Genomic DNA, 22,091 nt, shown 5'->3' on the forward strand with positions numbered 1-22,091 from the left:
ACGGCCACGCGGGCCGCGTCGCGTGGGAGCGGGCTGATCGGCGTAGGCCGCCGGCAGCCGAGACCGGCGGCGTTTTGAGTACCGCTCCCTCGCCGAACGAATCTGGCTCCGGGGCGTGCTGGTACATCATCTAGCCCGTTCGGACCGCACCGAGTCGCCCGCCTCCTGGCTCTCGCCTTTGCCGGTGGATTTGCGGCGGGCAGTCTCGGCCGTCCGAACGCGTTCGGCGGAGGCCGGGATCGTGCGGATGTCGGAAGCGGCGGCCCGGCTCGGCCAGCATCCGGTGCGTATCACTGGCGCCTCTCCGGAGGAGGGCACCATCTCATTGGGCCGCCCCCCGTGCTGCTCGACTGCATCGAAGTGCGCGCGGACGGCCCAGCGGTCAATCGGTCACCGGTCGAGGAGCCGTGGGACCGTCGGGCCGGTGGTCCATCCGCCGTCGACGGCCAGTTCGGCGCCGGTGATGTACGAGGCGGCGTCCGAGAGCAGAAAGGCGACCGCTTCCGCGATCTCGGGGGCTTCGCCGACGCGGCCCATGGGCGTGTTCGGGTACTTGCCCTCGCCCCGCTCGATGCCGACGTGGGCGGTCATAGGGGTGTAGATCATGCCCGGGTGCACGGAGTTGACGCGGATCTTCGCCGTGCCCAGCTCCACCGCACCCACCTTGGTGAGCCCGCGCACTCCCCACTTGGCTGCCCCGTACCCGGCGGTCATGGGCAGACCCATCAGGCCCGCCGCCGAGGAGACGTTGACGATCGAGCCGCTTCCGCGCTCTTTCATCAGCGGGATCACGGTCCGCATGCCGAGGAAGACACCGGTGAGGTTGATGTCGATCACCCGGCGGAATTCCTCGACCGACTGCTCTTCGAGCAGGTGGGAGCCGCCTGAGATGCCCGCGTTGTTGACCAGCCCGTCGACTCTGCCGAACTCGGCGACCGTGAAGGCCACCACCCGTCGCCAGTCCCGCTCGGAGGTGACGTCGTGCCGGACGAACCGGGCGGCGTCCCCGAGCTTTTCGACGGTGAGCCGGCCTTCGTCCTCCCGCACATCGGCGAGCACCACCCGGGCGCCGGCTTCGACGGCCACCCGGCCGGCCTCCGCGCCGAGCCCCCGCGCCCCACCGGTGATGAGCACCGTCTTGCCCTGAAGATCCGTCATCGACGTCCTCTTCCCTTCTCCTGCAGCCGCTGAGCAATCGGCGCGCGTCGGCTGGAGGACCGTACGTTTCCCCACCCCGGAACGGAACGCCGCTCTCCCACTGAGTGGGAGCGAGGCCCCTTTCCCCACAAGGTATTCCTGCTAGAAGTATTTCTAACCGAAATACGGACCAGGGAGCCCGCCGTGAAGTTTTCGATGATCTTCGAGGCGCAGATCGCCGACCCCACCCCCGAGCGGGAGCGCCGCATACTCCACGACTGCGTCGAACAGGCCGTCCTCGCCGAGGAGATGGGCTTCGACCGGATCTGGGCGGTGGAGCACCACGCGCTGACCCAGTACGCGCACATGAGCGCCTCGGAGGTCTTCCTCACCTGGGTGGCGGCGAAGACCTCCCGCATCCGCATCGGCCATGGCGTGGTCACCCTGCCCTTCGGCTACCAGCACCCCGTCCGGGTCGCCGAACGCGCCGCCATGCTCGACGTGCTGTCCGGCGGCCGCGTCGACATCGGTGCCGGCCGCGGCGCCACCCGGCAGGAGATGTCCATGTACGGGGTCCGGCCCGAGGACACCTACCCGCAGATGGAGGAGGCGCTGCGGATCTTCAGCAACGCCTGGCGCAAGGAGCAGTTCGAGTGGCACGGGTCGATCGACATCGGCCCGGGCGCGATCCTGCCCCGCCCGGTCCAGGACCCGCACCCGCCGCTGTTCATGGCCTGCAGCAAGCACGACACACTCAAGCTCGCCGCCGAACTGGGCGTCGGCGCCCTGGTGCTGGGCTTCGCCGGGGCCGATGACGTGCGGGAGATGCGCAAGATCTACGACGAGTCCATCGCCGCCCGCGACGGCGACCGGTTCGTCTCCACCGAGGTCAACAACCACTTCTCCGCGCTGTGCCCGACCATCGTGCTGGACGACGCCGAGGCGGCGTACCGGATCGGCACGCGCGGACAGCGGTTCTTCGCCGAGTCCATCGCCCACTGGTACGGCAACGGGCCTGCCCCCACCGGATACGGCGAAGACGTCGAGGCAGCAGCCCACGTGGCCGCCATGGAGCGGGACCGCGAGGTCCTGGTCGCCAAGCTGCATGAGGCGGACATCCCTGTCCGGCCGGTCGACACAGGACAGTTCAACGCCCAGCACGCCTACGGCACCGCCGAGACCGCCATCGCCTACGTCGAGCAGCTGCGCCGGATCGGTGTCGACGAGGTCATGTGCCTGATCCAGATGGGCACCGTGCCGCAGGAAGCCTGCATGGAGACCATCCGGCAGTGGGGCGAGAAGGTCATCCCCCACTTCCGCGCTCTCGAGAAGGAGGCCCGGTGATGACCCGGCGCCTCGACGGCAGGACCGTCATCGTCACGGGAGCGGGCCGTGGCCAAGGGGCAGCCGAGGCACGGCTGTTCGTGGAGCACGGTGCACGCGTCGTGCTCACCGACGTGCGGGAGGAGGAGGGCCGCGCGGTCGTCAAGGACCTCGGCGGCCAAGGGGTGTTCGTCGCCCACGACGTGACCGACGCGGCGGGCTGGCGGCAGGTCGTCCAAGCCGGCCTGGAGGCGTTCGGCCGGATCGACGCCCTGGTCAACAACGCGGCGCTGTGGCGCACCGCCCCCATCGAGGAGGACACCGAGGAGAATCTGCGGCGGCTGCTCCAGGTGAACCTCGTCGGCCCGTTCCTGGGCATCCAGGCCGTCGTCCCGGCCTTGCGCGCCACCGGCGACGGCGGTTCGATCGTCAACATCTCCTCCACCGCCGGCCTGGTCGGCATCCCCGGCCACGCCTCCTACGGAGCGACGAAGTTCGGCTTGCGCGGGCTCACCAAGTCAGCGGCCCTGGACCTGGCCCGGTACGGCATCCGGGTCAACTCCGTCCACCCCGGTGCGATCGACACCCCCATGGTCGCGGGCGCGCTCGGCGCGGACGCCGGGGAGCGCGACTGGCCGAACGTGCCGCTGCGCCGGATGGGCCGCCCCGAGGAGGTCGCGGAGCTGGTGCTGTACCTGGTCTCAGACGCCTCGGCCTACGTCACCGGCGCCGAGTTCACCGTCGACGGCGGGCTGACGGCCAAGTGAACGACCCCCTCACCCCACGCGCCCGGAAGCTCGTCGACGCCTTGTCGGCGGGCTTCCCCGATCCCACCGTCGGTCCGATCGAGCCGGCAGCGATCCGGCAGGCCGCCCAGGCCGGCGCCCGGTCACGGCCGGTACGTGAGCTCCCCCGGGTCACCGACCGCTCCGTGCCCGGGCCGGTGGGCGCGCCCGACGTGCCGGTGCGGATCTACGAGCCGGTGGCGGACTCCGGTTCCCCGCTGCCGGTGGTGGTCTTCTTCCACGGCGGCGGCTGGGTGCTGTGCGACCTGGACACCCATGACGGCCTCTGCCGCGAACTGGCCCTCCGCACCGGCGCAGTGGTGGTCTCGGTGGACTACCGCCTCGCTCCGGAGCACCGCTTCCCGTCGGCGGCCCGGGACGCGTACGCCGTCACCGCCTGGGTGTCCGCGCACGCGGCCCGGCTGGGCTGCGATCCCGGCCGGCTGGCCGTCGCGGGCGACAGCAGCGGCGGCAACCTGGCGGCGGCCGTGGCCCTCATGGCACGGGACGGCGGCGGCCCGCGCATCGCGGCGCAACTGCTGGCGTACCCGGTCCTCGACCACCGGATGGAGACCCTCTCGTACACGACGTACGGCACGGGCTTCTTCCACACGACGGCGCACATGCGCTGGTACTGGGAGCAGTACCTGGGCCCTGGTGGGGACGGCTCGCACCCGCACGCCTCCCCCGGCCTCGCTCCCGATCTGGCCGGGCTGCCACCGGCGGTCCTGGTGCTGCCCGAGTGCGATCCGCTGCGCGACGACGCGCTCCGCTACGCACGGCGCCTCGAAGCGGCGGGCACCGCGGCGCGGTTGCGGCTGTGGCCCGGGATGTTCCACGGCTTCCTCGGCCTCGGTGGGCTGCTGCCGGAGGCCGACCAAGCGCTCACCGAGGCGGCACGCGGCCTTCGAGTCGCGCTCGGGTGAGCGGGAATGACGAAGGTCCCGGTCCGGCTCGGCGCCGGACCGGGACCCCCGTGCGTCCGGTGAGGTCACATGTGCGTGCCACCGTCGATGCGGATCTCGGTACCCGTGATGAAGGCGCCGTCCTCGGAGGCCAGCATCGCGACGACGCCCGCCACGGCAGCCGCGTCGGCGAAGCCCGTCCGCGGATCGGCGAAACCCTCCCCCACCAGGGCCGGCCGCAGCTTGGCCAACAGGTCCCAGTCGGTGTCCTCGGGCAGGCCCGGGCCGCGGTTCGGGCCGTCGGCAGCGGAGCCGTCGGTCATCCCGCCGGAGATGCTGCCCGGCGCCACGCACACCGCCCGCAGCCCCTGCCGGCTGTACTCCAGGGCGATGGCGTGCGTGAAGGACTGGATGCCGCCCTTCGTCGCCGCGTACGCCGCCATGTAGGGGTGGGCGAACGACGCCGACGTGGAGCTGAAGTTGACCACCACGCCCTTGCCCGTGGCCAGCAGCGCGGGCAGGGCCTCGCGGGTCACCAGGAAGGTGCCGGTGAGGTTCACCCCGACGATCCGGTTCCAGAACTCCAGCGTGGTCTCGTGGGTGTGCGAAGAGCGCAGGACGCCTGCCGAGTTGACCAGCGCGTCCAGCCCGCCGAGATCCGTCACCGCGGCGGCGACGCCCGCCCGCACCGAGGACTCGTCCGCCACGTCCACGGCCCGGGTGTGCAGCCGGTCCGCGTGGCCGGCGGCCGAGGCGGCCGTCTCCTTCAGCCCGGGCTCCGAGACGTCGACGGCCACGACCGTGCCGCCCTCCTGCAGGATGCGCAGGACGGTCGCCCGGCCGATGCCGGACCCGCCGCCCGTGACCAGAACCCGCCGTCCGTCAAAGCGCTGCATGGGACTTCTCCCTCTCATGAACTCTCATGAACTTTCTTGGACTCCCTTGAACTGCTACGTGCCGCGGGGTCACGCACGTGCGATGTGGTTGACGGCGAGCCAGCTGAAGGTCATGGCGGGCCCGATGGTCGCGCCGGGCCCCGGGTAGGTCTCGCCCATGACCGCGGCCGAGACGTTGCCGGAGGCGTACAGGCCCTCGATCGCCGTCCCGTCCTCCCGCAGCACCCGGCCCGTGGCATCGGTGACCAGACCGCCCTTGGTGCCGATGTCGCCCGGGTGCACCGGGACGGCGTAGTAGGGGCCCTTCTCCAGCGGCGCCAGGTTGGGGTTGGGCAGCGTCGGGTCGCCGTAGTAGCGGTCGTAGACGCTCTCGCCGCGGTGGAAGTCCTCGTCGCGGCCGGCGCGGGCGAAGCCGTTGAAGCGGTTCACGGTGGCGCGCAGTCGCTCCGGCGGCGCGCCGATCCGCGTGGCCAGCTCCTCGATGGAACCCGCCTTCCTGACGAAGCCGCTCTCCAGCCACGGCTTGGGGAACGCCTGGCCCGGAAAGAGGCCCATGAAGAGGTAGCGGGCCTTGGAGGTGGCATCGAGGATCAGCCAGGACGGTACGGTGGTCGCCTCGGGCCTGTCGTGGGCGTACATGGCGTCGACGAACTGGTGGTACGGCGCGGCCTCGTTGACGTAGCGCTCGCCCGCCGAGTCGACGATCACCATGCCGGGGATGCCGCGGTCGGCGACGAGGAAGAACGGCTTGCCCCCGGGCTGCACCGCGGACGGTGCGCCCCACACCTTGTCCATCAGGTCTACGGCGGCGCCGGCGGCCGCACCCAGCTCCAGGGCGTCGCCGGTCTGGCCCTCGGGGGCGGCGCTCCACTCGGCGGAGGTCGGCGACGGCAGGTACTTCTCCCGCAGGTGCTGGTTGTGCGAGAAGCCGCCGGCGGCGAGGACCACGCCGCCGGTCGCCCGGATCGCGAGCTGCCTGCCGTCTCGGAGGACCCGGATGCCGGTGATCCGGCCGCGGTCCTCCACCAGCTCGGTGAGTGGCGTCGACAGCCACAGTTCGCCTCCACGGGCGTCCAGCGAGTGCCGCATCCGGGCGATCAGCGCCTCGCCTAGGGAGAGCAGCTTCTGGCCGGAGAGCAGGGCCTTGACCGCGCGGGCGCCGACCTTGACCGAGGTCCGCCTGCCGGCCCAGGTGCGCCCGACCATGTTCAGATGACGGAAGTCGTGGGAGGTGATGGTGAGCCCGTAGGTGGGCAGTCCGGCCCGGCGCATGGTGGCACGCTGCTCGGGCGGGAGCTTCTTGAAGTCGAAGATCTGCGGTTCGATCGAGCGGCCCTGCGGAAAGCCGCCGAGCGCCTCCGGAAAGTAGTCGGAATAGCCGGGGGTGTAGACGAACTTCACGTCCGTGCGGTCGTGGAACTCCCGTACCATCCGCGGTCCGTGCTCGATGTAGGCGTCCCTGCGGGCGGCGGCGACGCGGTCGCCGACGGTCGCTTGCAGGTAGGCGCGAGCCTTCTCGGGGGTGTCGCCGAGCCCGGCGGCGTCCAGGTGGAAGTTGTTGGGCACCCAGATCGCGCCGCCCGACAGGGCGGTCGTGCCGCCGTAGACGTCGGTCTTCTCCACTACGAGTGCGGTCAGTCCGCGCAGCCGGGCGGTGAGGGCCGCGGCCATCCCGGCGGCCCCGGAGCCGACCACCACCACGTCATACGTGTGGTCCCACCTGTTCGTGTCGTTCATCGCGTGCTACCTCGTCGTATCGTTCGGGCGGGTTCGGGTGGTGACTCGGGCGTCGGTGAGGACCGGTGCGTCGTCGCGTTCGGCGGCCGTGGCCGTCAGCCGGTAGGTGTCGCCGCCCTCGCCCTCGCCGGACGCGGCCCAGATGCGCAGCCGCAGGGTCTCACCGGGGTGGAACACGCCCGCGAAGCGCGTGCGGCATCCCGTGATGCGGGTGGCGTCCCCGCCCAGCAGGCGGTCGGTGACGGCCCTGACCGCCATGCCGAAGGAGCACAGCCCGTGCAGGACGGGGCGGTCGTAGCCTGCGCGGCGGGCGGTGGCGGGGTCGGCGTGCAGCGGGTTCCAGTCCCCGGCGAGCCGGTAGAGCAGCGCCTGTTGGCGGAGCGTCGGGACCTCCAGCACCAGGTCGGGCTCCCGGTCCGGAGCGGGGAGGCGCTCGGAGGGACCGCGGTCCCCGCCGAATCCGCCCTCGCCGTGGACGAAGATCTGGTTGCGCTGGGTGAGGAGCGGCTCGCCGTCCTCGCCGAGAAGGGTCGACTCCTGGACGATGACGGCGGCCTTGCCCTTGTCGTACACCGCGGGCACCCGGGTGACGGTGGTCGCCCGGGCGGCGGCGGGCAGCGGGCGGTGGACGGCGATCTCCTGGCCGCCGTGCAGCACCGCGGCCAGGTCGATGTCCACTCCCGGCATCGCGAAGACCTGGAATCCCACTCCCCCGGTGCCGCCGGCCACCACGCCGAACGTGGGCAGCACCTGCAGGCCCTGCTCGTGTCCTTCGTAGACGTAGCGCAGTTCACCGGGATCGGTCTCGGGGACACCCGCGCCCAGCGCCAGGTGGTACAGCCGCACCGCGCGGTCGTCCCAGACGGCCGGGGCGCGCACCGGCGGGGCGGAGGTCGCCTTCTCGACGTCGATCGGCATGGGGTGCGGGTTCCTTTGCGGTCGGTTCGAGGCTGCGCTCGGCTCGCGGCCGTCCTCAGGGCGCGAACGTGCCGGTGGCGTAGCCGCTGCGGAAGTAGAGCAGCGGCCGCCCGTTCTCCCGGGCGGCGAGGTCGGCCACTTCGCCGGTGACGATGTAGTGGTCGCCGGCCTCGCGGACGTCCGCCAGGCGGCAGTCCACGGTGGCCAGGGCTCCGTCGATCAGCACGGTGCCGTGCGGCGAGGTGCGCCAGGGCACGGCGGCGAACTTCCGCCCGCCGCGGGCGCCGAGCGCCGCGCAGATCTCCTGCTGGTCCTCGGCGAGGATGTTGACGCAGAAGCGGCCCGCCCGCTCGATCCTCGGCCAGCTGGTGGAGGTCCGGCCGACGCTCAGCATGACCAGCGGGGGGTCGAGGGAGAGGGAGGCGAAGGACTGGCAGGCGAACCCGACGGGCTCGTCGCCGTCGAGTGCCGCCACCACGGTGATGCCGCTGGCGAAGCGGCCGAGGACGTCCCGGAAGACAGCCGCGTCGATCCGGGGGCCGTTCAGCCGTTCCACCGGTGGCCCCAGAAACTGTCGGCGGTGATCTCCTTGGCCACCCAGGTGGCGGGGTCCACGAGCAGGCCGTCCCAGCCGTACTCGACCTGGAAGCCGCCGGGCGCCTGGGCGTAGAACGACACCATGCGGTCGTTGGTGTGGCGGCCGAGGGTGGAGGCGATCGGGATGCCCGCGGCGTTCATGCGGTCCAGGCCTCGGCCCACGTCGTCGAGGGTCTCCAGCTCCACCATGAAGTGCACGATGCCGGGGGGCAGCGCCCCGGGGTACAGGCCCAGGCTGTGGTGGCGGCGGTTGGGGCTCAGGAAGTGCATCCAGTGGACGTCCCGCTGTTCCTTGGCGGTCGGGACGGCCTGTGGCGGCAGCTTCATCGAGTCGCGCAGCTGGAAGCCGAGCAGGTTCTCGTAGAAGTCCAGCGCGGGCTCGATGTCCGGCGCCGGCAGCACGACGTGACCGAGGCCGAGGTCCCCGGTGACGAAGCGGTTGCCGTACGGGGTGCCGAGCGGGGTGTGGTCCTGTGCCTGGCCCCAGTAGATCTCCAGCGGGTTGCCGCAGGGGTCCGACACGTGGATCAGGCCCTGGACGCGGCGCTCGGAGAGTTCGGCGGCGTCGGCGGGCTTGACGGCGAAGCCCGCCGCCTCCAGCTCCTGGGCGGCCTGGGCGAGCGCGGCGGCGTTCGCCACCTCCCAGCCCGCCGCCAGCAGCCGGTCGCTCTCGCCCGCGTGGACGGCGATGCGGTACGAGCGGTCGTCCATGCGCAGGCAGAGGGTGTCCTCGGTGGTGCCGGAGGCCTCCACCATGCCGAGGACGTCGAGTGCGTAACGGCGCCAGTCGTCGAGCTTGGTGGTCTCCAGGCGCAGGTAGCCGAGAGCACGGATGTCCATGGTGGAGCACCTCACAGTGGGTGGGTCGGTCAGTGGGAGAAGAAGTCGACGGCGAGGCGGTTGAACTCGTCGGCCCGCTCGGTCTGGGCCCAGTGGCCGCAGTGCGGGAAGACGTGCAGGCGTGCGTTCGGGATGGTCCTGAGGGCGACCAGCGCGCCGTCGAGCGGGTTGACGCGGTCCTCGCGGCCCCAGGTGAGCAGCACCGGGTGGGTGATCCGGTGGGCGTCGCGCCAGAGCATCCAGTCCTCGGCCCAGGCCGGGTCGGCGAAGGAGGCCGCCATCCGGGCGCTGCCCAGGCGGTTGTCGGGGTCGGTGGCCGAGGCCCAGCGCTCCTCGACCAGTTCGTCGGTGACGATCGACTGGTCGTACGCCATGACGCTGAGGAAGGCGCGCAGTTGCTCCTTGGTCGGCTCGGGCGCGGTGTTGAACTCGAAGAGCCGCTTGATGCCCTCGGTGGGGTCCGGAGCGAAGAGGTTGACGGAGACTCCGCCGGGGCCCATCAGCACCAGCTTGGCGACCTTGCCCGGGTGGTTCAGGGCCATGCGGACGGCGGTTCCGCCGCCCAGCGAGTTGCCGATGACGTGGGCCTGGGCGATGCCCAGTTCGTCCATCAGCGCGGCGGTGGCGTCCGCGCTGTAGCTGAAGTAGTCCTTGTCGAGCTCCGGCCTGTCCGAGCGGCCGAAGCAGGGCTGATCGACGAGCAGGGTGCGGAAGTGCTCGGCGAATACGGGGAGGTTGCGGCCGAAGTTGCTCCAGGCGGAGGCGCCGGGACCGCCGCCGTGCAGCATGACGACGACGGGTGCGTCGGCCCGCCCGGCCTCGTGGTAATGCAGGGTGAGACCCGCCGCCTTGACGGTGCGGGAGGTCGACTCGTACGTGAACTCGGTCATCTGCGATGCCTTTCAGGCCATGGAGTCGTGGATGTCCATGCCGAGCGCGCACTGCCCGAACATCACCAGCGCCCGCTCCGGGTCGTTGGCGGCGTGGCCACGGCCGGTATGGGCGTCGCGCCAGGCGCGCTGGACCGGGCTGGGGCCGGTGCGCATGGCGTTGCCGCCGGCGTTCTCCATCAGCAGGTCGATCGCCGCGACCGCGCGCTCGGTGGCGATCACCTGGTCCCGGCGGGTGCGGGTGCGCTGCTCCATCGTGATCTCCTCGCCGCGCTGGGCGTGGGCGTACATCTCGCCGATGTTGCGGGTCAGCTGCAGCCAGCTCGCCTCGATGTCGCCGGCGGCGCGGGCGATGCGCACCTGCGCGAAGGGGTCCTCGGCGACCTTCTGCCCGTAGGAGACGCGGAACCGCTGCTTGGTGGCCTCGATGTAGGACTCGTAGGCGCCCTCGGCGATACCGACGATCGGGGTGGAGATGGTGGTGGTGAACACGCCGGCGTACGGCAGCCGGTACAGCGGCTCGTGGTTGAGCTCGTGTCCGGGCACCTTCAGGGCGGTGACCGGGCCGAAGCTCAGGGCGCGGTGGTCGGGGACGAAGACGTCTTCGACCACGACGTCGTTGCTGCCGGTGCCGCGCAGGCCGACGGTGTCCCAGACGTCGTCGATGCGGTACTCGGAGCGGGGGACGAGGAAGGTCCGCATGTCCACCGGGGTGCCCTCGGCGTCCGGGACGAGGCAGCCGAGCAGGGCCCACTGGGCGTGGTCGCAGCCGGAGGAGAAGTACCAGCGGCCGGAGAGACGGAAGCCGCCGTCGACCGTGGTCGCGGTGCCGGTGGGGGCGTACGAGGAGGCGATGCGGGTCTTGGGGTCCTGGCCCCACACCTCCTGCTGGGCCTGCGGGTCGAACAGGGCGACGTGCCAGGGGTGGACGCCGACCACGGAGGCGACCCACCCGGTGGAGCCGCACGCCTTGGCGATCTCCTTGACCGCCGTGTAGAAGACCAGGGGGTCGGCCGCCCGGCCGCCGAAGGCCTTGGGCTGCAGCAGCTGGAAGAAGCCGGTGTCCTCCAGTTCCTTGACGGAGGTGTCGGGCACGCGGCGCAGCGTCTCGGCCTCGGCCGCCCGCTCGCGGAGGCTGGGGGCGAGGGCGCGGATCGCTGCCAGCACGTCTTCGGCCATGGAGCATCCCCTCTCGGGTTGTGGTGGCGGCGGCGTTCAAGTGCGGCTCCGCCGCGTGGGGACAGGACCGTATGCCGGGCTGTTCCGAAACGAAATACGGTCCTCCCACTGAGCGGGAAGGAACGCGGTTCCCTGGATCAGCGCAGTGGACGGGGCATGTTGGTGAAGCGCTGTTCGTCGCGCCGGAACCAGCCGGGCGCAGCGAGGGTGCCGCCGTCCACCCGCAGGGTGGTGCCGGTGACGAACCTCGACTGCTCCGACAGCAGGAACACCACCGAGTCGCCGTGGTCGCAGGGGTGGCCGAAACGGCCGGCCGGCACCCAACGCCCCACCTGGTCGGCGTACTTCGCGGGTGTACCGGCCCACATCGGGGTCTGCGGGGTGTCCGTCAGGTCGGGCGCGACGGCGTTGACGCGGATGCCGTACTGGCCGGCCTCCGCCGCCAGCGAGGCGGTGAAGTTGATGACGGCGGCCTTGAAGGCGCCGTAGACGGCATTGCCCGGAATGCCGCGCATCCCCTCGACCGAGGTGAGGTTGACGATGCCGCCGCCTCTCCGTTCCGCCATCCCCGGCAGGAACGCCCGGGTCACCCGCAGGATGTGCAGCAGGTTCAGCTCGTACATCCGCTGCCAGTCGGCCTCGTCGCTGGTGAGGAAGGGCCCGGCGGGCCGGTGGTCCCCCACGTTGTTCACCAGGAAATCCGGCTGGCCGGCCGCCCGCTCGAGCCGAGTGACCGTGTCCGGGTCGCGGATGTCGCCGACCACGACGACCGGCTCGACGCCGCTCTCCTCGGCGGCCCGTTCGGCGGTGCGGCGGGCCGCCTCGGCGTCGGCGTCGGCCAGTACCACCTGTGCCCCGTGCCAGGCGAGGGCGCGGACGATGCCCGCCCCGATGCCGGCGCCGCCGCCGGTGACGACGGCCGTACGGCCCCCGAACAGCGGCCGGCCGGCGGCGCGCGGCAGCGCGGAGGGTGCGGGCGGCTCCGGCGGTGGCGGCAGCCCCTCGAACGGGAAAGGCGTCATGGCGTCAGCTCCAGCTTCCGCGCGGCCTCGGACATCTCCTCCAGCAGGGCGTCGACGGTGGTGGCGTGCCGGGAACCGGACAACAGCAGCCGGTGCGCGCCGAGTTCGTGCGCCCACTCGACCTTGTCGGCGGCACGCGGCAGGGTCGCGCCGAGGGTCAACTCCACCTCCGCCGGGTCGCGCCCGGCCGCCCGCGCCTCCTCGCGCATCAGGGAGACGGCGGCCTGAAGCTCCTCGCCGGCCAGCCCCAGTGGCTGGAACCCGTCCCCGCGCCGGCCCGCTCGCCGGGCCGCTGCGGCCGAATGCCCGCCGATGTGCAGCGGGACCCCACGGGCGCGGTGCGGCTTGGGGTAGCTGTGAGCGCCGCGGAGGGTGAAGAACTCCCCGTCGAACGCGACACCTTGGGGGTCCTGGCCGCGCCACAGCTCGCGCATCAGGTCGATCGCCTCGTCGGCGATCCGGCCGCGGCGGCGGAAGTCTCCGCCGCAGGCCTCGACCTCCTCGCGCATCCAGCCCAGGCCCAGGCAGATGCGCAGCCGGCCGCGGCTGAGCCGGTCCAGGGTCGCCAGCCGCTTGGCGAGCACCACCGGGTGGTGGTTGGGCAGGACCAGGACGCCGGTGGCGAGGCCGATGCGGTCGGTCGCGCCCGCCAGGAAGGCGAGCAGCTCCAGCGGGTCGGGGAACGGGCAGGTGTCGGGCAGGTGCAGCTTGCCGTCGGGGGCGTAGGGGTAGCGGCTCTCCGTGTCGCTGATGACCACGGCGTGTTCGACCGCGGTCACGGATTCAAGTCCCAGCTGCTCGGCGTGCCGGGCGATCCGGACCACCTCGTCGGGCTCGGCCGTGATGCCCGGCTCGACGGGGAGCACCAGGGCGAATTTCATCGGCCTCTCCTCTGTTCCGCCAGGTCGGCGGCGGCGAGGTGCCCGAAGACCATGGCGGAGCCGATCGGTACGCCCGGGCCCGGGTAGCAGGGGCCGGACACCGAGGCAGCGGTGTTGCCCGCTGCGTACAGGCCGGGGACCGGGGTGCCGTCCTCGCGCAGCACCCGGGCTCTGGTGTCGGTCCGTACGCCGCCCTTGGTGCCCAGGTCGCCGAGGACGATCTGCACGGCGTGGTACGGCCCCTCCTCGATCGGCACCAGGCAGGGATTGGCGCCCTCGCCCTGGGCGAAGAAGAGGTCGTACGGGTCCTCGCCGCGGTGGAAGTCGGCGTCCACGCCGTCCGCCGCGTAGCCGTTGAAGGTCGCCACCGTGCCGCGCAGCACCCCGGCGTCGACACCGATCCGCTCGGCGAGGCCGTAGAGGGTGTCGGCGGTGCGCCACAGCCCGGCCTCGGTGAGGGTCTTGCGGTCGGCGGGGACGACGGTGATGCCGGGCAGGTCGTCGCCGAACCGTCCGTCGAAGACCCACCAGACCGGGTTGTCGGGGGTGGTTCCCGCCTTGGCCGCGAGCATCTGACGGCCCATCCGGTCGTACGGCAGCGACTCGTTGGCGAACCGGCGGCCGGAGCCGTCGACGAAGATGCCGCCGTGCAGCCCGAGGGTGAAGGCGGCCGAACCGTCGGGGAAGCGTACCGAGGGGCACCACCAGGACTGGTCGAGCAGGCCGGTGACGGCTCCGGCCTCGACGGCGGCGAGCAGCGCCTGGCCGGTGTTGCCGCCGGGGGCGCCCATCGTCCAGTCCGCTCCCGGCAGGCCCTGCCAGTCGCGGCGCAGCTCGGCGTTGGCCTCGAAGCCGCCGGCGGCCAGCAGGACGCCGCGGCGGGCGCGGATCCGCAGGGTGCGGCCGTCGTGGGCGGCCTCGACGCCGACCACGCGACCCTCCTCGGTGACCAGCCGGGTGAGGGCGGTGTGCAGAAGGGTCCGGCCGTTGCCGGTGGATTCCAGTGCCAGCAGCAGCCGGCCGATCAGGGCGCGGCCGTCGGTGAGCGGCCCCTCGGGCGCGGGCAGACCGAGCCGTTCGGCCCACACCGGGGGGCGAACCGCCGCCAGCAGCGGGTGCGGCCCCTCGGGCGCGGGCAGCTCCACGGGGAAGACTCCTCGGCCGGCCTCGAACCGGCCGGGGGCGGCGAAGTAGTCGGGGAAGGGCCGGTGCTCGAAGCGGACGTGCGGGTTGGCCTCGAGGAAGGCGACGGTCTCCGCGGCGCCGTCGAGGTAGGCGTCCTGCAGCTCGTGGTCGGTGGCCTCGCCGACCACCGCGCGGAAGTAGGCGCGGCCGAGGTCGGCGGAGTCCGCCACACCGTCCCGTTCCTGGGCCTGGTTGCCGGGCAGCCACAGGCAGGCGCCGGCATAGGCGGTGGTGCCGCCGAAGTACCCGGTCTTCTCGATGACCAGGGTGTCCAGCCCGCGGGCCGCCGCACCGTACGCGCCGGTGAGCGCGCCGCCGCCGGAGCCGACCACCAGGACGTCGCACTCCTGGTCCCATCTGTTCGGTGTGTTCGCCATCGCGTCCCTCTGTGTGGTGGGGTGCCGGTGTGGGTCACGCGCCGACGCGAGCCCGTAGAACGCGGCCAGGCGCCGCAGGGCAAGGTGATCGTGCGTCGGCTCACCGCCTGCGCGCTGCCGGTCGGCGGGATGACGAGTATGCGCGGGGAGCAGGGGCGGCAACCATCGCGGTTTCCCGGTGAGCGGGATTGCCCCCGGCCGGCGTCAGGACGCCTTCCCCTCCCGTGCGGCCCGCCGCAGCTCCCCCTTGAGGATCTTTCCGCCGGCGTTGCGCGGCAGGTCCGGCACGGCGAGGAAGCGGCGCGGGACCTTGAAGTTGGCCAGCCGTTCCCGGGCCCACGCGGTCAGCTCCGCCGGGTCGGGCTCCGCTCCCAGCGCGGAGACGTAGAAGGCCACGCCGACCTCGCCGAGGCGCTCGTCGGGGGCGCCGACGACCGCGACGTCGGCGATCTGCGCATGGCCGCGGAGGACGTTCTCCACCTCCGCCGGGTAGGCGTTGAAGCCGCCGACGATGTACATGTCCTTCAGCCGGTCGGTGATGGACAGGTAGCCGCGCTCGTCGAGCACGCCGACATCACCGGTGTGCAGCCAGCCGTCCGCGTCGATGGTCGTGGCGGTCGCCTCCGGGTCGTCGAGGTAGCCGCGCATCACGTTGTACCCGCGCACCAGCACCTCGCCCGGTTCACCCGGCTTCCGCCCGGTGCCGTCCACGTCCACCACCCGCACCTCGGTGCCGGGCAGCGCCGGGCCGACGGTGGTGGCCACGGTCTCGGCGTCCGCGTCCGGCGGGCAGACGGCGACCACCCCCGTGGACTCGGTGAGGCCGTAGGCACTGAACACCCTGGAGATGCCCAGCCGTTCGCGGACCTGCCCGATCAGCTCCGGGTGGACGCCGGTGCCTCCGGCCCCGGCGAGACGCAGTGCCGTCAGGTCGTGCTCGCCGCGCCGTGGGTGGTCCAACAGGCCCTGGAAGACGGTGGGCGTGGCCAGCAGCACGCTGACCCGCTCCGTCGCCAGCAGGGGGAGGATCCGGTCGAGGTCGAAGACCGCCTCGGGGACCATGGTGACGCCCTTCAGCAGGCAGGCGATGACGCCTGCCTTGTAGCCGAAGACGTGGAAGAACGGGTTGACGAGCAGGTAGCGGTCCCCCGTGCGCAGGGTGACCGCGCGGGCCCACTCACCGAAGACCCGGATCGTCTGGCCGTGCGTCGTCATCACGCCCTTCGGGCGTCCGGTGGTGCCCGAGGTGAAGAGGATGTCCGCCAGGTCGTCGGGGCGGACCGCGGCGGTGCGGGCGGCCCGTTCGGACTCCGGCACGCGCTCGCCCGCCGCCAGGTAGTCGGCCCAGCCCAGTGTTCCCTCCCCGGGCTGTCCGCGCAGCACCACCGTGCCGCTCAGCCGCCCGAGGTCCTCGCCCGAGTCGCGCAGCATCGCCACGTAGTCGATGCCGAGGAAGCCCCGCTCGGTGAACAGCAGCCGGGCGCCGCTGCGCCGGATGATGTCGGCGGCCTCGGCGGCTTTGTAGCGGGTGTTGAGGGGGACGAGGACGGCTCCGACGGACACGGCGCCGAGCACGGCGGTGATCCACTGTCGGGTGTTCGGCGCCCAGACCGCCACTCGGTCGCCGGGGCCGATGCCGTGGGCGATGGCGGCCCGCGCGGAGGCGGCGATCTCGTCGCGCAGCCGGGCGAAGTTCCAGCGGACCTCACCGTCGACGAGCGCCTCCTGCCGTGCGTACGCCTCCGCGGCGTGGTCGGCGAGCTGGGCGAGGGTGGCGGGGGCCGGTGCGTGCGTCCCTGACGGGTTGTTGAACACGCTAGTCATGCCTCTTTCCGTTGTCCCTGGTCGGGGTTGATGACATGTGGAAGCGACCAGTGGTGAGGTTGAGTCACAGCATGGGGTCGTCGATGCCGATGCCGAGCGCGTCCTTGCCGAAGAGGATGAGCGCACGCTCCACGTCGCCCGCCGCCTGGCCGCGGCCGGTGTGCAGGTCCCGCCAGGCTCGCTGCAGGAGACCGCCGTCGGTGCGCAGGGGGCTGCCGCCGGCGTTCTCCATCAGCAGGTCCACGGCATGGACGGCGCGTTCGGTGGCGAGCACCTGGTCCCGGCGGGCCCGTGCACGCAGGGACGTCGACGGCTTGTGGCCGCTCTCGGCGACGGCGTACAGGTCCGCGATGTTGCGGGTCAGCTGCAGCCAGGCGGCGTCGATGTCGCTCGCGGCGCGGGCGATGCGCACCTGCGCGAACGGGTCCTCGGCGGCCTTCTGCCCGTAGGAGTCGTGCAACCGGTGCTTCGCTGCCTCGACGTAGGACTCGTACGCGCCTTCGGCGATGCCGACGAGCGAGGCCGAGATGGTGGTGGTGAACACGGCGGCGTACGGCAGCCGGTACAGCGGTTCGTCGTTGACCTCGTGGCCCGGGCACGTCAGCGTGGCCATGGGGCCGTAGCCGAGGGTGCGGTGCCCGGGGACGAAGGCGCCGTCGACGACGATGTCGTTGCTGCCGGTGCCCCGCAGGCCGACGGTGTCCCACACGGCGTCCATGCGGTACTCGGAGCGCGGGATCAGGAAGGTCCGCATGTCGACCGGCCGGCCCTCCTCGTCCGTGACGAGGCCGCCGAGCAGGGCCCAGTCGGCGTGGTCGCAGCCGGCGGAGTAGTGCCAGCGACCGGACAGCCGGAAGCCGCCGTCCACCGACGTGACCACCCCGGTGGGGGCGTACGAGGAGCAGATCCGCGCTGTGGGATCGTGACCCCACACCTCCTCCTGCGCCCGCGGATCGAACTGAGCCACATGCCAGGGATGCACGCCGACCACCGAGGCGACCCAGCCGGTCGAGCCGCAGGCCTTGGCGATCTCCTTCACCGCGCTGTAGAAGACGGCCGGATCGGCGGCGAGTCCGCCGTACGCCCTGGGCTGGAGCAGCCGGAAGAAGCCGGCCTCGGCGAGTTCCTCGACGGAGCGGTCGGGCACGCGGCGCAGCGTCTCGGCCTCGGCGGCACGCTTGCGCAGGGCGGGGGCGAGTTCGCGGACCGCTGCGAGCACGTCGTCATCGCGCATGCGCATCCCTCTCGAGTTCCTCCGGTCGTCCGGGCGGTGACGGAAGGGAACGTACGCGTTACTGTTCCGAAACGAAATACCCTCTTCCCAGCAGGTGGGATCCGCTGGCAATCTCCCCGCAATACCGGAGATTACGGCTGCGGCCCGGGGCTGCCGGCTGTCCGTGCGGGAGGTGCCGATGACGGCGCACGCTGTCGAGACGGATGACCCGCCGCTGTCCCTGCTGGAGAAGGCGGCGAAGGTGCTCAGCGCTTTCCAGGGCGCCCAGCCTCGGCTCACCCTGACCGAGGTCGTGCAGCGCTCCGGTCTCCCCCGGTCCTCCGCGCACCGCATTCTCGACCAGCTGGTGCAGTTGCGCTGGCTGGAGCGCGAGGGGCGCGACTACCGGCTGGGCATGGGCATGTTGGAGCTGGGCGCCCTGGCTGCGCACCACAACCGGCTGCGGCGGGCGGCGCTGCCGCATCTGCATGCGCTGCACGAGTCCACGGGCCACCTGGTGCACCTAACGGTGCTCGACGGCGCCGAGGTGGTGTACCTGGAACGGATCGGCGGGTCGGACGACTCCGGTGTGCCGTCGCGGGTGGGCGGGCGGCAGCCGGCGTACTGCACGGCGGCGGGCAAGGCGATCCTGGCCTTCAGCGACGGCGCGCTGGTGGAACAGGTGATCCGGCACGGACTGCGGCCCCGGACGCCGCGCACCCTCACCCGCCCCGAGTCCTTGCGCGGGGAGCTGGCGATGGTGCGGGAGCGCGGGGTCGCCTTCGACCACGAGGAGGGGTACCGGGGCGTCTCCTGCGTGGCCGCACCGCTGCGTGGTGCGGGCAGGGCGATCGCCGCGATCTCGGTGTGCGGCAACGGCGCCCACCGGGAGCTGGAGCGGATCGCACCCGCCGTGCGCGGTTGCGCGCGGTCGGTGTGGCAGGCGATGTTCGGGCCGGGGCAGCGGACGAGGAAGCAGGCGCAGCCGGCCGGGGCGGTCGCCTTGCCCGGTGTGCCGCAGCCCGCGATGGACAACATGATGGCCTGGCTGCGCTTCAGCGAGTGGATGTGACGCCGTCGGCGACCTCGTCCACGCCGGAGCCCGGCGCGTCCCCTCGCTGCGGGTCGTCACCAGGTGCGGTCGCCGCGCAGGACGGCGTCGGCACCGCCGTCGGCGAAGACGACCTGTCCGGTCACATGGGTGTTCTCGGGCGAGGTCAGCCACGCGAGCAAGGGGGCGATCTGCTCGGGGCGGGCGTGGCCGTGCAGCGGCATCGGCACGCTCTGTTCGACGAGCCTGCGCATCCCGGGGTCGTCCAGCAGGGGCCGGGTCATGGGCGTGACGACCACGCCGGGGCCGACGGCGTTGAGCGCGATGCCTGCACCGGCCCAGGCGTCGGTGACGGCCGAGCGGCGGATCCAGCGGGAGATCGCGGCCTTGGAGGAGGAGTAGACGAGGTGCCCTTCGCCGCGGTCGACGGCCGCCCTGGATGCGGCCACCGCCGCCTCCTCGTCCCCGTCGAGCGCGGCGTCCACGATCGCGGCATCCGTCGGGTGCACGGCGTCGATCGAGCCGACGACCAGGGCCCGCGGGTCCTGACCTGCGGCCAGCAGCGGGCGCAGGCCTTCGAGCGTGGCCACGGCGCCGAAGTGGTTGACCTTGATGGTGAGCGGGTCGAAGTGCGCGATCCCCGCGCAGGCGATGACGGCATCGAGGCGGCCGCCGCTCACCTCGCGCGTACGGGCGACGAGTTCCGAGCGGCCTTCGGCGGTGGACAGGTCGGCTGAGATGTCGCTGTCCTCGAGGTCGGCCTCGATGACGGCGTGCCCCTGCGAGCGCAGGAGGGCCGCGGTCGCCTTGCCGATGCCGGAGGCGGCTCCGGTGACGAGATGGGTACGGGGCATTGTCTGTTCCACCTCAGGAGTAGGTGATCTCGACCCGGTCGGTGAGGGGCACGGCCTGGCAGGCCAGGACGTAGCCCTCGGCGGTGTCCTGATCGTCCAGGACGTCGTTGCGGAGCATCTTCACCTCGCCGGCCACGACCCGGCAGGTGCAGGCGCTGCACGCGCCCTCCCGGCAGGAGTACGGGGCGTCCACCCCCGCGGCAAGGAGGATGTCGAGCAGCGGTGTCCGCGACGGCCAGTCGACCGTGTGGGTCTCGCCGTCGAGCTCCACGTGGGCCGTGCTGCCGCCCTCTGCGGACGCGATCTCCGCCACGCGCGGTGCGTCGAAGACGTCTGTACCGAGGGAGAAGAACCGCTCCCGGTGGATCCGGTCGCCCGGCGCGCCGAGCGCGCGCAGCGCCTGCTCGACGGCGTCCGTCATCGGCCCCGGGCCGCAGACGAAGGCCTCACGGTCGGCATACGGCGCGAGCGCGGCGGTCAGCCGGTCCGCGAGGGGCAGGCCCTGGAGCGACTCCAGCCAGTGGATGACCAGCAGCCGGTCCGGGAAGCCTTCGGCCAGCTCGCGCAGTTCGTCGCGGAAGATGACCGAGGACTCGTCACGGTTGGCGTAGAGGAGCGCAAGTCGGCCCTGCCCCCTCGCCAGGGCCGATTTGGCGATCGACAGCACCGGGGTGATGCCGCTTCCCCCGGCGGCGAGCAGCAGGTCGCGGTCGAGGGACTGAGGTGTGAAGGTGCCGGCCGGCGGCAGCACCACCAGCTCGTCCCCCGCCGCCAGGTGGTCGCACACCCAGTTGGATCCGTAGCCGCCGGCCACCCGCTTGACGGTGACCTTCATCGGCTCGCCGGTGTGCGGTGAGCTGGCCAGGGAGTAGCAGCGGGCGACCGCACTTCCGTCCGCCCCGGGCAGCTTCAGGGTGAGGAACTGCCCGGGGCGGTAGGCGAAGCGGTACGCGCTCTCCGGCGGCGCCTGGAGTACCAGGGAGTGCGCGTCGGCCGTCTCGGCGATCACCTCGGTGACGCGCAGCCGGTGCGTACGCAACCCGGACGTCGGCCCGGACGCGGGACCGGACATCGGCTCAGGCATGGGCGACCTCCAGGGTGCCCTCCTCGACCGCGCGGTCGATGCTGTCGCGCAGCCCCCGGCAGGTCCGGATGCGGGCGGTGTTCCCGCCCTCGGCCACCCGGCCGCGGAACTCCGCGCAGACGACCGCCGCTTGTGCGGTCCACTGCACGGAGGTGTGGGCCATGCTGAACTTCTCGCACAGGACCTGGTTGCCGCAGGTCGCGCACTCCACCGGCTGCATGTCAGGCTCCGGTCTCCGTCGCCGCGGTCCGCTCCGCTTCGATGCGGGCGAGGTTCTCCGCGACCTCCGCCTGCCAGGACTCGCCCGCCCGGCTGGTGTCCAGCTCGAACTCGAAGCGGCGTGTCATCTCGTCCTTGACGTCCTCGGCGTCCACGTAGAACTGCTCGTACCAGCGGCGCAGTTGGTAGACCGGCCCGTCCTCCTCGGTCAGCAGCGGGTTGTCGATCCGGGTCTTGTTCTTCCAGATGTCCACGTCCTGCTCGAAACCGGTCTCCAGGCCCGCGGCGGTGAGCCGGGCCGCCTCCGCGGCCTCCTCGTCCGTCATGCCGGGCAGCTTCTTGACGATCGCACCGTACTGGAGCAGGAAGCTGTTCTCGCTGATCGGGTAGTGGCAGTTGATCAGCACCATCTCCATCTCGATGCCCTCGGCCACGGGCGAGAAGAGGTAGTCGATCATGTACGAGGGGCCGTAGTACGAGGCGTCGGAGCGCAGCGGGGTGCTGAGGGTGCCCAGGTTCACGTCCTGACGCGGGGTGCTCTCCATGTACTGGGTGGCGATGTGCCCCTCGAAGACGTTCTTGAAGTACGTCGGGAAGGCGTAGTGGACGTAGTAGAAGTGCGCCATGTCCACGACGTTGTCCACGATCTCGCGGCAGTTGGAGCCCTCGACCCGCAGGGTCTTCCAGGTCCAGTCGCTCCACTCGTCGCTGAAGGCGCCCTCGATCCGCGGGATGGTCACCTCGGCCGGCGGGGGGTTGCCCTGCGGATCGTGCCAGACGAAGAGCTGCTTGTTCTCCTCGAGGGTGGTCCACGAGCGGGTGCGGGCGCGCGGCGGCACCCGGCGCGCGTAGGGGATGTCCGCGCAGCGGCCGCCCGCCGACCAGCGCCAGTCGTGGAACGGGCAGGCGACGGTGTCGCCCTTGATGCTGCCGTGGGCGAGGTTGCCGCCCATGTGCGGGCAGTAGGCGTTCAGGACGTGCAGCGCGCCGTCGTTCTGGCCCTGAAAGACCACCAGCTTGGTGCCGAACGCCTCGACCTCGTGCGGCTTGCCGTCCCTGAAGCTGTCGGCGAGGCCGAGGCAGTGCCAGCCCCGGGCGAAGCGGGCGGGTGGCCGGCCGGCCTCGATGACCCGGACCTCTTCGTCGAGTGCGGTCATCTGTTCCTCCTGTGCAG

21 protein-coding genes are annotated in these 22,091 nt (G+C 72.1%); 4 read left to right on the plus strand and 17 right to left on the minus strand.

Annotated features, from left to right (window positions below; all coding sequences use genetic code 11):
* Positions 1–390 precede the first annotated feature (390 nt).
* Positions 391–1,158: a glucose 1-dehydrogenase gene (locus ACZ5DS_RS38310; RefSeq protein ID WP_468248033.1), complete on the minus strand. Its 768-nt coding sequence runs from the start codon at positions 1,156–1,158 to the stop codon at positions 391–393.
* Between the two features lie 183 nt (positions 1,159–1,341).
* On the opposite strand from ACZ5DS_RS38310, the gene ACZ5DS_RS38315 reads away from it, so the two are divergent.
* Genes ACZ5DS_RS38315 through ACZ5DS_RS38325 form a run of 3 tightly spaced genes read left to right on the plus strand, consistent with a single transcriptional unit; the run spans position 1,342 to position 4,171 of the window.
* Positions 1,342–2,481 carry an LLM class flavin-dependent oxidoreductase gene (locus ACZ5DS_RS38315; RefSeq protein ID WP_468248035.1) on the plus strand — a complete coding sequence of 380 codons (1,140 nt, stop codon included), beginning with the start codon at positions 1,342–1,344 and terminating at the stop codon, positions 2,479–2,481.
* Positions 2,481–3,227 (plus strand): glucose 1-dehydrogenase, encoded by a 747-nt coding sequence (locus ACZ5DS_RS38320; RefSeq protein ID WP_468248038.1) that lies wholly within the window; start codon positions 2,481–2,483, stop codon positions 3,225–3,227. Before ACZ5DS_RS38315 ends, ACZ5DS_RS38320 begins: the two co-directional genes overlap by 1 nt.
* Positions 3,224–4,171 (plus strand): alpha/beta hydrolase, encoded by a 948-nt coding sequence (locus ACZ5DS_RS38325; protein WP_468248040.1) that lies wholly within the window; start codon positions 3,224–3,226, stop codon positions 4,169–4,171. Before ACZ5DS_RS38320 ends, ACZ5DS_RS38325 begins: the two co-directional genes overlap by 4 nt.
* Before the next feature lie 65 nt (positions 4,172–4,236).
* On the opposite strand, the gene ACZ5DS_RS38330 is transcribed toward ACZ5DS_RS38325, so the two are convergent.
* The 12 genes from ACZ5DS_RS38330 to hsaA (ACZ5DS_RS38385) all read right to left on the minus strand — a co-directional run bounded on the left by ACZ5DS_RS38330 (position 4,237) and on the right by hsaA (ACZ5DS_RS38385) (position 17,730).
* Positions 4,237–5,046 carry an SDR family NAD(P)-dependent oxidoreductase gene (locus ACZ5DS_RS38330; RefSeq protein WP_468248042.1) on the minus strand — a complete coding sequence of 270 codons (810 nt, stop codon included), beginning with the start codon at positions 5,044–5,046 and terminating at the stop codon, positions 4,237–4,239.
* 69 nt (positions 5,047–5,115) lie between these two features.
* Positions 5,116–6,783 (minus strand): FAD-dependent oxidoreductase, encoded by a 1,668-nt coding sequence (locus tag ACZ5DS_RS38335; protein WP_468248045.1) that lies wholly within the window; start codon positions 6,781–6,783, stop codon positions 5,116–5,118.
* A gap of 6 nt (positions 6,784–6,789) precedes the next feature.
* Positions 6,790–7,701 (minus strand): MaoC/PaaZ C-terminal domain-containing protein, encoded by a 912-nt coding sequence (locus tag ACZ5DS_RS38340; RefSeq protein WP_468248047.1) that lies wholly within the window; start codon positions 7,699–7,701, stop codon positions 6,790–6,792.
* Positions 7,702–7,756: 55 nt separating this feature from the next.
* Complete coding sequence (locus ACZ5DS_RS38345) at positions 7,757–8,257, minus strand: flavin reductase family protein (RefSeq protein WP_468248049.1); 501 nt, start codon at positions 8,255–8,257, stop codon at positions 7,757–7,759.
* Entirely contained in the window at positions 8,245–9,138 is an 894-nt protein-coding gene (locus ACZ5DS_RS38350; RefSeq protein WP_468248051.1) for a VOC family protein, read from the minus strand. The genes ACZ5DS_RS38345 and ACZ5DS_RS38350 overlap by 13 nt, the downstream gene beginning before the upstream one ends.
* A 29-nt stretch (positions 9,139–9,167) precedes the next feature.
* The gene (gene hsaD, locus ACZ5DS_RS38355) at positions 9,168–10,028 is read right to left on the minus strand and encodes a 4,5:9,10-diseco-3-hydroxy-5,9,17-trioxoandrosta-1(10),2-diene-4-oate hydrolase (RefSeq protein ID WP_468248053.1); all 861 of its coding nucleotides are present in this window, start codon (positions 10,026–10,028) and stop codon (positions 9,168–9,170) included.
* Positions 10,029–10,040: 12 nt separating this feature from the next.
* Entirely contained in the window at positions 10,041–11,207 is a 1,167-nt protein-coding gene (gene hsaA, locus ACZ5DS_RS38360) for a 3-hydroxy-9,10-secoandrosta-1,3,5(10)-triene-9,17-dione monooxygenase oxygenase subunit (RefSeq protein WP_468248055.1), read from the minus strand.
* A gap of 137 nt (positions 11,208–11,344) precedes the next feature.
* Positions 11,345–12,229, minus strand: a complete 885-nt coding sequence (locus ACZ5DS_RS38365; protein WP_468248057.1) for an SDR family NAD(P)-dependent oxidoreductase — start codon at positions 12,227–12,229, stop codon at positions 11,345–11,347.
* Entirely contained in the window at positions 12,226–13,110 is an 885-nt protein-coding gene (locus ACZ5DS_RS38370; protein ID WP_468248059.1) for an LLM class F420-dependent oxidoreductase, read from the minus strand. The genes ACZ5DS_RS38365 and ACZ5DS_RS38370 overlap by 4 nt, the downstream gene beginning before the upstream one ends.
* Positions 13,107–14,672: an FAD-binding protein gene (locus ACZ5DS_RS38375; RefSeq protein WP_468248061.1), complete on the minus strand. Its 1,566-nt coding sequence runs from the start codon at positions 14,670–14,672 to the stop codon at positions 13,107–13,109. The genes ACZ5DS_RS38370 and ACZ5DS_RS38375 overlap by 4 nt, the downstream gene beginning before the upstream one ends.
* A gap of 204 nt (positions 14,673–14,876) precedes the next feature.
* Complete coding sequence (locus tag ACZ5DS_RS38380) at positions 14,877–16,496, minus strand: FadD3 family acyl-CoA ligase (RefSeq protein WP_468248064.1); 1,620 nt, start codon at positions 16,494–16,496, stop codon at positions 14,877–14,879.
* A 64-nt stretch (positions 16,497–16,560) separates the two neighbouring features.
* Positions 16,561–17,730 (minus strand): 3-hydroxy-9,10-secoandrosta-1,3,5(10)-triene-9,17-dione monooxygenase oxygenase subunit, encoded by a 1,170-nt coding sequence (hsaA, locus tag ACZ5DS_RS38385; protein ID WP_468248066.1) that lies wholly within the window; start codon positions 17,728–17,730, stop codon positions 16,561–16,563.
* A 178-nt stretch (positions 17,731–17,908) separates the two neighbouring features.
* On the opposite strand from hsaA (ACZ5DS_RS38385), the gene ACZ5DS_RS38390 reads away from it, so the two are divergent.
* Positions 17,909–18,781: an IclR family transcriptional regulator gene (locus ACZ5DS_RS38390; protein ID WP_468248068.1), complete on the plus strand. Its 873-nt coding sequence runs from the start codon at positions 17,909–17,911 to the stop codon at positions 18,779–18,781.
* A gap of 56 nt (positions 18,782–18,837) precedes the next feature.
* Here the strand turns inward: ACZ5DS_RS38390 and ACZ5DS_RS38395 are convergent, their stop codons facing one another.
* Genes ACZ5DS_RS38395 through ACZ5DS_RS38410 form a run of 4 tightly spaced genes read right to left on the minus strand, consistent with a single transcriptional unit; the run spans position 18,838 to position 22,074 of the window.
* Positions 18,838–19,614 carry an SDR family oxidoreductase gene (locus tag ACZ5DS_RS38395; RefSeq protein WP_468248070.1) on the minus strand — a complete coding sequence of 259 codons (777 nt, stop codon included), beginning with the start codon at positions 19,612–19,614 and terminating at the stop codon, positions 18,838–18,840.
* Between the two features lie 13 nt (positions 19,615–19,627).
* Entirely contained in the window at positions 19,628–20,698 is a 1,071-nt protein-coding gene (locus ACZ5DS_RS38400) for a 2Fe-2S iron-sulfur cluster-binding protein (RefSeq protein WP_468248072.1), read from the minus strand.
* Positions 20,691–20,918 (minus strand): hypothetical protein, encoded by a 228-nt coding sequence (locus ACZ5DS_RS38405; protein WP_468248074.1) that lies wholly within the window; start codon positions 20,916–20,918, stop codon positions 20,691–20,693. Before ACZ5DS_RS38405 ends, ACZ5DS_RS38400 begins: the two co-directional genes overlap by 8 nt.
* 1 nt (position 20,919) lies before the next feature.
* Positions 20,920–22,074, minus strand: a complete 1,155-nt coding sequence (locus ACZ5DS_RS38410) for a Rieske 2Fe-2S domain-containing protein (protein ID WP_468248076.1) — start codon at positions 22,072–22,074, stop codon at positions 20,920–20,922.
* Between the last annotated feature and the right edge of the window lie 17 nt (positions 22,075–22,091).

The sequence above is a fragment of the Streptomyces sp. NPDC031100 genome (assembly GCF_055570785.1).